The organism is Cetobacterium sp. (assembly GCF_048470075.1).
Lineage (GTDB): Bacteria > Fusobacteriota > Fusobacteriia > Fusobacteriales > Fusobacteriaceae > Cetobacterium_A.
This window is the reverse complement of sequence record NZ_DBGBQB010000334.1, coordinates 15,000-27,160: the sequence shown is the minus strand read 5'-3', so window position 1 is coordinate 27,160 and position 12,161 is coordinate 15,000. Positions and strand designations below refer to the sequence as shown.

The following is a 12,161-nucleotide window of genomic DNA, read 5'->3' as shown; positions in this document are numbered from 1 at the left end:
ATTTCATATAGTGTAAATATACAGCTTTTCATATAAAATGTCAATGTTATTATATAAATATTGAATGATAAAACTATTTATAAAATGAATGGTTCACATATTTTAAATTTATGTTTAGTTAAATCACAATTAATTTTATTTTAGTACTCTTTAACTATTTCCTCCACATCTTCATATCTAACTTTTCCTTTTAATAAAATCTCTTCCATTTTATTCTCTTTCAGCTTATATATGCTTTTGCAAGTACGACAGGCTATTACATGTTTCTTCTTCAATGTTATTATCGGTATAAAGAAAAACTCAAAAACTCTTCTCAGTGCGTATAATTCAACTTTTTCAGAAAGACACCCTGTACACTCAAAATCAACATCTCTTAACTTTTCCTCTGTATTTTTTAAACCGAAAACCCCTATAAAAATCATGACCACTCCCCCTTTAATATTTAAATAATATATTGTATAAGTTCATCTATATTTGAAAATGCTATTGGATATTCCACATTTGGTCTGGATAGCAGTATCGATATAGCTCCTATCTCTTTTGCACTTTCTATTTTTTCTCTCTCTCCACCAGTATCTCCGCCTTTTTTACTCACAATATATTTTATATTAAGTTGCCTCATCATTGCAACATTTAATTCTTTAGAAAAAGGTCCTTGCATGGCTATAATATTTTTAGGTAGAATCCCAAACTCTTCAGCTTTTTTTACCATCTCCCATTTAGGAAGAATTCTAAAATATATATTCGACTTATTTTTCATATGCTCAAATCTATGGATATTATTACTTCCCAGTGTTACCAGTATATTTTCTGATAAACTCTCTAAATATTTTATCATAGTATCTATATCTGAAAACTCTATAACACCCTCTTCAGAACTTAAATTCTCCCTTTCAAATCTCACATATTCAATATTTTTTAGCTTAGAACACTCTATGGCAGTTTTTGAAACCTCTTCTGCATATGGATGGGATAAATCTACAATTTTTTTCACACTGTTTCTCTCTATAAACTCACTCATACCATTTAAATCCAGCCTTTGACAAAATACCTTTATATCTTTAACTCCCTCTAACAGCTTCCCTCCATACTCTGTTGCAGTTGTTACTATCAACTCTCCTTTAAAAGGAAAGGACTCTATAAAATCTCTAGAGTCCTTTGTCCCACCTATAACCCAAATCATATATGATATCCTCTTGGAGTTATCATTCTATCATTGGAAATATATGTTTTTGAATTTCCTATTATAACAACTGTAAACATATCTATCTCATGGTCTAAGAAGTCCTGTAAATTTGTTAATGTATAGTTCTCGTCCTCTCTTCCCACATGTCTTAATAGTGCAACTGGAGTCTCTGGAGCTTTATGTTTTAACATTAACTCTCTGGCCTCAACTATCTGAGTCGTTCTTCCCTTACTTTTTGGGTTATAAAGAGATATTATAAAATCTCCCTCTGCAGCTTTATCAATTCTTTTTATTATTACATCCCAATCAGTCAAAAGATCACTTAAACTTATTGTAGCGTGGTCATGCATAAGAGGTGCTCCCACAACTGCTGCTCCAGCCACTGATGATGTTACTCCTGGAACAACCTCCACTTCATATCCATCTTTTTGAGCTATCTCTATCATAATTCCAGCCATTCCATAAATTCCAGCATCTCCACTACTAATTAAGGCAACATCTTTACCTGACTTTGCTATCTCTAATACTTGCTCACATCTAGCAACCTCTTTTTTCATACCTGATACATAGAACTCTTTTTCAGCAAACTCATCCTTTACTAAATCTATATAAGTTATATATCCAGCTATCACATCTACCTCTTTTAAAACTCTATATGCTCTAACTGTTATATCATCCATATTTCCAGGTCCTATTCCCACAACATATATTTTACCTTTTTTCATAAATAAATCTCTCCTCATAAATAGAAATTGTCATTCCATCTTTTTTTGCTTTTATCTCTATAAATTTTCCATCTTTACTTGATGTTAAGTATGCACAAGGCTCTGAAACAGCTTTTACGCCTATCTCTTTTTTCACAAACTCCGACCCTTGAAACATATCCTCCACTGTCAATATCTCTTCTCTACTGACAATTTTTAACTCTTTACCAAATCTCTTAGCAGTTTCAATAATCCCTTCCTCATCTGCTTTTAAATCCACTGTTGCAAAATGCTTTATACTTTTAGGTGAAAGATTATGTTTTTTTAATACTTCAATCAGAAAATCATACACCTTTTCCTTTTCAATCCCTCTTCTTGAACCTATTCCTATAACTAGGTTTTCAGGATATAATCTAACTATTTCCAGATTTTCTCTATTGGAAACAATCATAATCCCTTCAGGATTTTCATCACATATATTTTTAGGAAGATTTAACTGTACATTTTTCCCATCCACTATTAGTGATGTCACTTTTTTAGCATTCTCCAAAGATTCTAATTTGCAACTTAACTTTTGAGATAGGGTGTCCACTGCGATTTTCCCTGTTATATCTGAGCTAGTTGTTATAATTGGAACCAATCCTAATTTTTCATGAAGGTTTTGAGCCAACTCATTTGCTCCACCTAGATGTCCAGATAGAAGAGATATTACAAAGTTCATACCCTCATCTATTACAACCACTGCTGGGTCTATATCTTTAGATTTTATTAAAGATGAAATTTTACGAATGACAATCCCTGTTGCCATTATAAATATATGTCCATCATACTCATTAAAAACTTCACTTAACTTTTCTGTAAAACTCTCTATCTGTATAGTATTATCTATTTTAAATTTTGAAAGTGTGAATATATCCACACCTAAAATTTTTTTTCCAATCTCTATTCCCTTCAGACCTGCTCCTCTTGTAACAGTCCAAATTGCTAATCTCATTACTTCTCAATCCCTTTTCTAAACTCATGTGTAAAGTGCTTATCGTATAGTAAAGATTTTTCATACTTATCTCCTAAAAAATCTCCCACTAAGATTTGAGCAGTTTTAGTTATATTAGCTTCTTTAACTTTTTCTTCAATTGTCTCTAGTGTTCCTAAAACAACTTTTTGATCTTCCCAACTCGCTCTTTGAACAACTGCTATTGGAGTTGTCATTGGATAGTGCGTAGCCAATCTTTTTACAACATCTCCTATCATATGTACAGACAGGAAAATAGCCATAGAAGCTCTATGGGAAGCTAAGGACTCTAAGCTCTCTTTTTCAGGTACTGGAGTTCTTCCTTCAAGTCTTGTGCAAATTACAGTTTGAGATACACTTGGTAAAGTAAACTCTTTTTTAACCGCTGCTGCTGAAGCTAAAAATGAACTTACTCCTGGAACTACCTCATACTCTATTCCATACTCATCTAACATATCCATCTGCTCTCTATGAGCTCCAAATATTGCAGGGTCTCCCGTATGAACTCTAGCAACCTTTTTCCCAGCTCTTATAGCCTTCACTGTTACATCTATAACCTCTTCTAAAGTCATTGAAGCTGAATTATGTATTTCAGCTCCCTCTTTATGGCACTCTATAACCTGTCTTGGAACTAAAGACCCAGCATAAATTATTACATCTGCCTCTTTAACTAATCTTTGTCCTTTCACTGTTATTAATTCTGGATCTCCTGGCCCTGCTCCTATGAAATAAACTTTTTCCATTGATTTATACCACCTTTTTTTAATATTAATGTTGTAAAGTAAGGAATATCTTCCTCTTCCATTTTTGTTAAATCAAAATTTATCTCCTGTGTCTCTTTTCCACAGTTTGAAACCATTATTATATTGTTTAAATTCCCTGTGGCTTCCAATCCAGCTCTAAGTTTATCAAAATTTCTAGATACCTTCATAAAAACAATATTGTCAGCTGAATCAATCTCATTGATAATATCAGTCTCTCCATTTAGTGATACAACTTTTAAAGATTCCTCCCCCATAACTAAAGGTAGATTAAATCTTGAAGACATATCTGAAAATGATGAGATTCCTGGAATTGTTTCCACTGGTATCATTCCATCTAAATACTCAAGAATATATACATATGTACTATATGTCATCGGATCTCCTATTGTTAAAAATCCAACTTTCTTTCCCTCTTTTAAGTGTTCAACAATCATATCTGCATTTCTTTTTCTAAACTCTTTTCTAGCTTCTACACTTTTTAACATTGGAAACTCAACAAACAAAGTTTCTGCACCCTCTTTTAAATACTCTTTAGCTATCTCATATGCTGTACTTCCCTCAGCTTTTTTTGCCTCTGGTAAAACCACTACATCTAGCTCTTTAAAAGCTCTTATAGCTTTTAAAGTTAACATTTCAGGATCTCCTACTCCCACTCCTATTCCATAAAACTTTGCTGTTGACATTACTTTGTTTCCTCCTTATCTGCTGTTATTATATATATTGGATTCTCACCATACATCATTGTATATGGTCCTATATTTTTCCCTCTAGATACAACAACATTTACAACTTCTATATTTTTAAAATCTAACTCTTTTAAAAGTTTTGTAGCATCTGCTAAAGTTTCTAGCGTTATAGCATTTATAACCACCCTAGAATCTTTTTTTGAATATTTGATAAAATGTTCAAGTATATCTCTCATTGAACCTGTAGACCCACCAATAAACATTCTATCATACTCAATAGTTGGTATAGCTTCAGGAGCTCTCCCCACTATTACCTCTATATTTTCCAATCTAAATTTTTTGATATTCTCCTTTAAGGTTTCAATCCCTTTTTCCTCTTTTTCAATGGCATAAACTTGTCCATTTCTTAGGTAAGTTGCAGCTTCTATCCCGATACTTCCAGTTCCAGCTCCCACATCTATTAAAGTTGAATTATCTTTCAGTTGTAACTTTGCTATGGAGATTGCTCTAATCTCCTGTTTTGTCATTGGTAGTTCTTTTTGAATAAACTCCCTGTCATAAATATGTCCCATAATTTTCAAACCTTTCTTATAATTGTTACATTCATTTCATATTTTTTATCGTAGTCCTTATAATCTTTAACCAAAAATCTTGTGATGATTTCATCTGTATATGAAAGTCTTTCTCCAACTATTATCTCTGCATCAAAAATTCCCTTTTCAATAAGGTTTTTACTTATCTCAATTGGATTGTTTTTCTCATCAGTTAACAGAACAACTCCGCTCACACTATTATTAAATATCTCTATATAATTATTCTCTCTTCCATGAACACTACAGAGTTGATAATGCTCCCAAGTCATCTCTATTTTAGAGAAGAGATATTGAAATGAGGATATTCCTGGAATAACATTGAAGCTTTGTTCAGGAAAACTTTTTTTTAAGTATGTAAGCAAACTATAGTATCCTGTATCTCCTGAAACTATAAAAACAATATTTTTAGTTAAGTTTTCTAAAACAAAACTTTTCATTTTATCTAACTTTTTCATAATATAGACAGTTTGATTGTTCAAAATAGATTCTACCTCTTCCAGTTGTCTCTCTCCACCAATAACAATCTCAGCTTCTTTTATTTGATTCATACCTGCCCTTGTTAAATAATCCAAATTACCTGGTCCAAGTCCCACCACTGTCAATTTTTTATTCACTTTTTAACTCCTCTATCATCTCATAAAAACCATCACTATATCCCAAAATATCACCACTATAATTAAATAAAATAGACTGGAAAGTTATGGTATCCCTCGAATACTCCATAGCTCTTTTCACCACTTTATTTGCAATTAGATTAAATAGGCTCTCTTTTTTAGATATGTACTCTGTGGCTTCTTCAGCTGTATTTGCCTCTAAAACTTTTAAAATATTTTCTCTAGGTTCATCGATTAAAATCGCATTGGCCGCTATTATCTCCAAACGAGCATCTGCCACCCTACTATGGGTATTAAAAATACCTCCTGCCACTTTAATAGCTTTTCCTATATGACCTATCAATAAGATCTTTTTAAAACCTAATTTCACTGCACTATCAATCATAAAGCCAATATAGTTACTTGTAACCACCATCTGTTCTATATCTATTTTGTTGTCCAAACAAAACTTTTTTCCATGATTTCCAAAAGCAAATACTACCCACTCTCTTGGGCTATTCTCTTTCAAAACTTTTAACTCTGCAAACATGGATTTAGTGAGTGCTTCTTCACTCATAGGTTTCACTATTCCAGTGGAGCCTAAAATGGATATCCCTCCAACTATTCCCAATTTTCCATTAAATGTTTTTAATGCTTTTTCTTTTCCTTTTGGGACATATATAGTTACCACTACTTTTAACCCATGTTTTTCAAGTAAAGGGTTCAAAGTTTTCATTATCATCTCTTGGGGACCAGGGTTTATTGCTGATTTACCAGGTGGTACTTTGAGCCCTTTTTTCGTCACTAGACCCACTCCTCTTCCACCAACAAGTAACATATTTTCAAATCTATGTGCTCTTTCAATTTCAGGTAATCTGTCCACAATCTTCACTTTGGCACATATCTCTATCCCATTTGTCACATCTGGATCATCTCCAGCATCTTTTAATACAACTCCTCTAGCCCATTTATTCCCCTTTTTTTGAGAATAGATTGGCACATTTAAAGTTACTCCATTTAAGGTTACAATATCTACATTTTTACCTATCTCTTTATCCAGTAAAATATTTACTGCTACAAGAGCAGCTACACATGCACATGTACCCGTTGTATACCCCGATCTTAACTCCTTTTCCATTAAAACCCTTCTCTCTTATATAACTGATATAAAATTCCATGAAGTATTGAAACAGCTACCGGACTTCCTCCCTTTCTACCTTTTACAATTATATATGGTAATCCGCTTCCAGGTAGAATCTCTTTTGATTCAGCTGCTCCCACAAATCCCACAGGAACTCCAACTATCAACGCTGGTTTAGAAACCTCTCCAGAATCGATTAGCTCCTTTAGTCTAAATAGAGCTGTCGGTGCATTTCCTATTAGATATATATCTGTGCTCGGATCTTTTGCTGCATGTTCTATCCCTACTATAGATCTGGTTACCCCTCTTTTTTTAGCCTCTTCTGCAACCTCTTTATCTGATACTAAAGAGTATGCTGAGTATCCATACTTATCCAATGTAACCCTACTTAATCCATTGGCTATCATATTGGTATCACAATATATCTTTCCACCTTTTTTTAAGGCCTCTAAACATGATTCAACTGCACCTTCTGAAATCTCTATTAAATCTGCATATTCAAAATCTGCTGTTGTATGTATAACTCTTTTTACTATTGGTAGATGGTGTTGTGGAAACTCTTTTGCTTTCTCCCCCATCTCCTCCTCTATTATTTCAAAACTTCTTATCTCTATATCTTGTGGTCTTTTTATATATGACATTTTTTTGCTCCTTCTAACATATGTTTTAATATATCTAAATTCTTAAAAAAATGTAAATGAGGATATCCCGCTATAAGATTTCTATTTTTATAACCACATAGCCACTCTCTCCCATCATTTTTTATGAGTTTAAACACCCTTTCATCATTTCCAACTTGATCTATAGTTGAGTAGTGAAACTCATGAGCCTTCCCTTTTAGCTCTCCAAAATTCACATCTACATACCCAAATCTGCCTATAAAAAGTCTTCCAGTCATCTTTACACTACAATCAATTAACTGAGCTAAAGGATAAAACTTTTCATCCAATGTTTTTATTCCTTGACTGAGATACATAAACCCTCCGCACTCTCCATAGATATATCCTCCAGCTCTATGAAACTCTTTTAATGAACTTTTAAACTTCTCATTATTTGATAGCTCCTCTAAATAGTTTTCTGGATATCCACCACCAAAATATAAAAGATCAACTTTAGGTATTTTCTCATCATCTATGGGTGAAAACTCTATAAGCTCCACTCCCATTCTCTGTAAGAGTTCTAAGTTATCTTCATAGTAAAATGAAAATGCTCTATCTCTAGCCACTCCTATTTTTAAACCGCTATATATATTTTCAATATTTTTAAATATATCCCAATCTTTTTGAGAGTTGTTAATATCTGCTATTTTTTCTATTCTCTTTAAATCAACAGTTTTTTGAATCTCTCTCTTTAAAATCTCTCTTTTATCCTTTAAATCCTCAACTTCATCAGCCTGTAACAGCCCTAGATGTCTGCTACTTATACTTAAATTTTCATCTTTTTTTAAATAACCTAAACATGGTATCTGAGCGTAGTTTTCAATGGCCTCTTTGAGCATTTCATAGAGTTTCTCACTATTTACTTTATTTATTATGACTCCAGCTATATTCACTCTTGGATCTAAATTTTTATATCCCAGAACCTCTGCAGCTATACTTGTGCTTTTACCAGCTGCGTCTACAACCAAGATAACCGGTAGATTTAAAACTCTTGAAAGGTGTGCTGTACTATAGTTATCCAAAGAGTTTCCCAACCCATCATAGAGCCCCATAACTCCCTCTACAATAGATATATCTCTTCTATGTTTTTCAAAACTATACTTTACACCCTCCTCTCCCATTAGAAACAGGTCCAAGTTGTAACTTTTATTCCCAGTTATAAATTTATGAAAACTTGGATCAATATAGTCAGGTCCAACTTTAAAAGGAGCTACATTTTCAAAAGCAGCCATCAAAGCCATGGAAACTGTTGTTTTACCTATACCACTTCTTGTTCCAGCTAAAACAAATCCCTTCATCACTTTAGCACCCTCTTTAGAACATCTAATACTTGTTCATTTCTTTTTCTATCCTTTATGGCTAATCTTATATAACTCTCATCTAAAAACACCATATTTGAAGCATCACGCACTAATACTCCATTCTCTATCATTTTTTTTCTAAAACTTTTAGCATTGTCATTTAATAGCTTTACTAGGATAAAGTTTGTCTCTGTTGGCGTAACTTCTATGTTTTCTACTTCACATAACTCCTCATAAAACCATACCTTCTCTTTTTTTATCCAATTTTCAGTTTTATGTATATATAAAGTGTCTAAAAGCATTGTTTTTCCAGCTATTTCAGCCACTCCATTTACACTCCAAGGCTCTCTAATATCTTTTATTTTATCCAATATATCTTTATCATATGTTAAACCATATCCTAATCTAACCCCTGGAAGAGCAAAAAATTTTGTTAAAGCCCTCAATATAAATATATTTTTATGTTTTAATAGAAAAGCTGTTCTAGTTTTCCAATTGTCTATAAATTCGATAAAAGCTTCATCTATAAATAGCTTCTTATCTCTTTTTTCCAAGAAATCAGCTATTTTCTCTATTTTTTCCAACTCTTGAAATTTTCCTGTGGGATTATTTGGATTACACATAACCACCACATCTTCATCTGTTATAAATTCCATAAGCATATTCTCATTTAAAGAGAAATCTCTACTTAATGGGAAAAACTTTACATCTCTACCTGCGGCCTTAGCAGCTCTTTCATACTCTGCAAAAGTCGGTGCTATTATCAGTACTTTTTTGGCCTTTACCGCTTTCATATATAAAAATAGAACTTCTGTGGCTCCATTTCCCACAACTACATTTTCTATTGAACACCCATTGTATTTACCAATGGCGTCTCTTAGCTCTATATAATCTATATCTGGATATTTTTCTAAGGATTCAAAATTCTCTATCACTGCCTTTTTAAAACTTTCAGGTACCCCTAAAGGGTTTATATTAGAGCTATAATCAAGAACTTCAACTCCTTTTTCCCTTTTTAATCTATATATATTTCCACCATGTAAATCATCCATTTTCTTCACTTCCCATATATTATACTAATTCAATTGCTAATGTGAATAATGCCATTCCAACAAGAGATGTCATAAACATTATCCTATAACACTTTTTTATATCTTCACTTTGAAACTCTTTTAGCTTATCTCCTATTGTGGGTTTTTCAAACTCTTTTCCAAAGTATCTTGTTTTCCCTCCAAATTGAACCCCTATTGCTCCAGCAAATACCGCTTCTGGATGACCTGAGTTAGGACTTGAATGATTTTTTCTATCTCTAAAAAATATCTTTAAAGGTCTTTTTATACCCATTCCCAATAGAAATGTTGCAATAGGAATTATAATTAAACCAGATATTCTCGCTGGTATAAGATTAAATAGATCATCTATCTTTGCTGAGACCATTCCAAAATCTATATACCTATCATTTTTATATCCTACCATTGAATCTAGTGTATTCACCGCTTTATATCCCATTGCTAATGGTAAGGCTAGTGAAACTCCATCCACAACTACTAAACTCCCTAAAAAAGCATAGAACATTGGAGCTATAATACCATCTACACTATTTTCTGCTATGGTTTCCATTGTACTTCTAACCACCTGTATTTCATCCATCTCTCCAGTATCTCTACTCACAAGATATGATAGCTCTTTTTGAGCTCTCTCTAAATCTCCACTTTTTAAAATTTTATATACTTTAATACCCTCAGCACCTAGACTTTTTGTTGCTAAAGTAGTATAGAGAAAGAAAATCTCTAAATATTGAGATGTTTTACTTATATAGTAAGATACTATACCTGTTGTTAAGATAACTAAAAAAGCTAGTATTCCTCCACAGATTTTTTTATTTTTAAAACCATAAATTTTACTTTCAATTAAACTTATATACTTTCCAATAAATCTAATAGGGTGTGGGAACCAATATGGATCACCAGCAATTAAATCAAGTAGATAAGCTATCCAAATTTTTATGACAAAACTCATTGTTTGCCCTCCAAAATTTTATAGATAGCATCCATATCTACATTTTCTCTAAATATTTTTTCTAATTTATCCAGCTCCTGAAGTCTATATTCATCAAAAGTCATTGTACTTTTTCTCTTCTCTAGCCCTTTTTTCTCTCTTATCTCATTTAGAATAAAGTCAGTAAACTCTCTGTTGTCAAAAATTCCGTGTAGATATGTTCCAAATATATTATCTTTTACTGTGGCTACCAATCTATCGTCTAAAGTTATAGACTCCTCTTTTCCTTTGGTCACTCCTTGATGGATTTCATACCCTTTTACCTCTATATTTCCCATTCCTTTTAAAAGTCCCTTATCCCCTTTTAAAAAACCTGTATATTGAGTTGTAACCTTTTCTTTCTCCATTGTTGTTTCTATATCTAAAAGTCCTAAACCAGGTAGCTCCTTTATATCTCCTTCCACTCCATATGGGTCAAGGACTCTCCCTCCTAACATTTGGAATCCACCACATATACCTATAATAGGTATTCCTTTTCTAGAGAGTTTTATAATCTCCTGAGCTATTCCTTTCTCCTTTATATCTTTTAAATCATCTATGGTGTTTTTAGAACCTGGAATAACTATTAAATCCTCATTTCCCAACTCATGAAAAGATGTCACATAGTTTACATTTACATCTGTATTAGCTAAAAGAGCATCTATATCTGTAAAGTTGGATATATGTTTAAGTTTTATAACTGAAACTGTTATTCCTGCAGCTTTTGATTTGATTCTATTGAATTTTTCTGTCACACCATCCTCATCCTCTATGTCTAGTTCAAAGTATGGCATAACCCCTAAAATTGGAACTCCTGTTAGTTCCTCTATCTTGTCTAACCCTGGTTTTAATATATCGACATTTCCTCTAAACTTATTGATGATTACACCTTTTACTCTGGCTCTTTCCTCAGGCTCCATAAGAGATATTGTTCCATAGATTGATGCAAAAACTCCTCCTCTATCTATATCGGCAACTAGGATAACTGGGGCATCTAACATCTCGGCTAAGCCCATATTTACAATATCGTCCTGTTTAATATTTAATTCCACTGGGCTTCCTGCTCCCTCTATAACGCAGATTTGATTTTTAGATTTAATTGTATCATATGCGTGAATTATATCTTTCTTTAAGCTTGTTTTGTAGTTCCCATATTCAAGTCCACCCATATTCCCTATGGATTTTCCATTGACAATAACTTGAATTCTCCTATCACCTGTGGGTTTTAATAAAATTGGATTCATACTATAGTGAGCCTCTATCTCACATGCCATAGCTTGAAGAGCTTGAGCTCGTCCCATTTCATGCCCATCTTTTGTAATATAAGAGTTCAGTGCCATATTTTGAGATTTAAAAGGTGAGACAGTGTACCCATCTTTAAAAAATGCTCTACATAAGCCTGTAACTGTTATACTCTTCCCTGCTCCAGAAGATGTTCCAACAACCATTATGTTCTTATGTTTCATCATATCATTTCTCCTAACT

The 12,161-nt window shown here is 32.8% G+C and carries 14 protein-coding genes; all 14 read right to left on the bottom strand.

Annotated features, from left to right (window positions below; all coding sequences use genetic code 11):
- Positions 1-140: 140 nt before the first annotated feature.
- The 14 genes from ACMOUI_RS11665 to ACMOUI_RS11600 are packed head-to-tail and all read right to left on the bottom strand — an operon-like array spanning position 141 to position 12,142.
- The gene (locus tag ACMOUI_RS11665) at positions 141-422 is read right to left on the bottom strand and encodes a zinc-ribbon domain-containing protein (protein ID WP_418965863.1); all 282 of its coding nucleotides are present in this window, start codon (positions 420-422) and stop codon (positions 141-143) included.
- Positions 423-442: 20 nt separating this feature from the next.
- Positions 443-1,183 (bottom strand): precorrin-6A reductase, encoded by a 741-nt coding sequence (gene cobK / locus ACMOUI_RS11660; RefSeq protein ID WP_418965862.1) that lies wholly within the window; start codon positions 1,181-1,183, stop codon positions 443-445.
- Entirely contained in the window at positions 1,180-1,911 is a 732-nt protein-coding gene (gene cobJ, locus ACMOUI_RS11655) for a precorrin-3B C(17)-methyltransferase (RefSeq protein ID WP_418965861.1), read from the bottom strand. Before cobJ ends, cobK begins: the two co-directional genes overlap by 4 nt.
- Positions 1,898-2,884 carry a cobalt-precorrin 5A hydrolase gene (gene cbiG, locus ACMOUI_RS11650; RefSeq protein ID WP_418965860.1) on the bottom strand — a complete coding sequence of 329 codons (987 nt, stop codon included), beginning with the start codon at positions 2,882-2,884 and terminating at the stop codon, positions 1,898-1,900. The genes cobJ and cbiG overlap by 14 nt, the downstream gene beginning before the upstream one ends.
- Positions 2,884-3,645: a precorrin-4 C(11)-methyltransferase gene (gene cobM / locus ACMOUI_RS11645; RefSeq protein ID WP_418965859.1), complete on the bottom strand. Its 762-nt coding sequence runs from the start codon at positions 3,643-3,645 to the stop codon at positions 2,884-2,886. Before cobM ends, cbiG begins: the two co-directional genes overlap by 1 nt.
- Complete coding sequence (cobI, locus tag ACMOUI_RS11640) at positions 3,624-4,349, bottom strand: precorrin-2 C(20)-methyltransferase (RefSeq protein ID WP_418965858.1); 726 nt, start codon at positions 4,347-4,349, stop codon at positions 3,624-3,626. Before cobI ends, cobM begins: the two co-directional genes overlap by 22 nt.
- Positions 4,349-4,924: a precorrin-6Y C5,15-methyltransferase (decarboxylating) subunit CbiT gene (gene cbiT / locus ACMOUI_RS11635; RefSeq protein ID WP_418965857.1), complete on the bottom strand. Its 576-nt coding sequence runs from the start codon at positions 4,922-4,924 to the stop codon at positions 4,349-4,351. The genes cobI and cbiT overlap by 1 nt, the downstream gene beginning before the upstream one ends.
- A 5-nt stretch (positions 4,925-4,929) precedes the next feature.
- Positions 4,930-5,559 carry a precorrin-6y C5,15-methyltransferase (decarboxylating) subunit CbiE gene (gene cbiE / locus ACMOUI_RS11630; RefSeq protein ID WP_418965856.1) on the bottom strand — a complete coding sequence of 210 codons (630 nt, stop codon included), beginning with the start codon at positions 5,557-5,559 and terminating at the stop codon, positions 4,930-4,932.
- Positions 5,552-6,676 carry a cobalt-precorrin-5B (C(1))-methyltransferase CbiD gene (cbiD, locus tag ACMOUI_RS11625; RefSeq protein ID WP_418965855.1) on the bottom strand — a complete coding sequence of 375 codons (1,125 nt, stop codon included), beginning with the start codon at positions 6,674-6,676 and terminating at the stop codon, positions 5,552-5,554. The genes cbiE and cbiD overlap by 8 nt, the downstream gene beginning before the upstream one ends.
- Positions 6,676-7,320 carry a precorrin-8X methylmutase gene (locus ACMOUI_RS11620; RefSeq protein ID WP_418965854.1) on the bottom strand — a complete coding sequence of 215 codons (645 nt, stop codon included), beginning with the start codon at positions 7,318-7,320 and terminating at the stop codon, positions 6,676-6,678. The genes cbiD and ACMOUI_RS11620 overlap by 1 nt, the downstream gene beginning before the upstream one ends.
- Positions 7,308-8,636 carry a cobyrinate a,c-diamide synthase gene (locus ACMOUI_RS11615; protein ID WP_418965853.1) on the bottom strand — a complete coding sequence of 443 codons (1,329 nt, stop codon included), beginning with the start codon at positions 8,634-8,636 and terminating at the stop codon, positions 7,308-7,310. The genes ACMOUI_RS11620 and ACMOUI_RS11615 overlap by 13 nt, the downstream gene beginning before the upstream one ends.
- On the bottom strand, positions 8,636-9,691 hold the full coding sequence (locus tag ACMOUI_RS11610) for a pyridoxal phosphate-dependent aminotransferase (RefSeq protein WP_418965852.1): 1,056 nt from the start codon (positions 9,689-9,691) through the stop codon (positions 8,636-8,638). The genes ACMOUI_RS11615 and ACMOUI_RS11610 overlap by 1 nt, the downstream gene beginning before the upstream one ends.
- Before the next feature lie 19 nt (positions 9,692-9,710).
- A complete protein-coding gene (cbiB, locus tag ACMOUI_RS11605; RefSeq protein ID WP_418965851.1) occupies positions 9,711-10,658 on the bottom strand; it encodes an adenosylcobinamide-phosphate synthase CbiB in 948 nt (315 codons plus the stop codon).
- On the bottom strand, positions 10,655-12,142 hold the full coding sequence (locus tag ACMOUI_RS11600; RefSeq protein ID WP_418965865.1) for a cobyric acid synthase: 1,488 nt from the start codon (positions 12,140-12,142) through the stop codon (positions 10,655-10,657). Before ACMOUI_RS11600 ends, cbiB begins: the two co-directional genes overlap by 4 nt.
- Between the last annotated feature and the right edge of the window lie 19 nt (positions 12,143-12,161).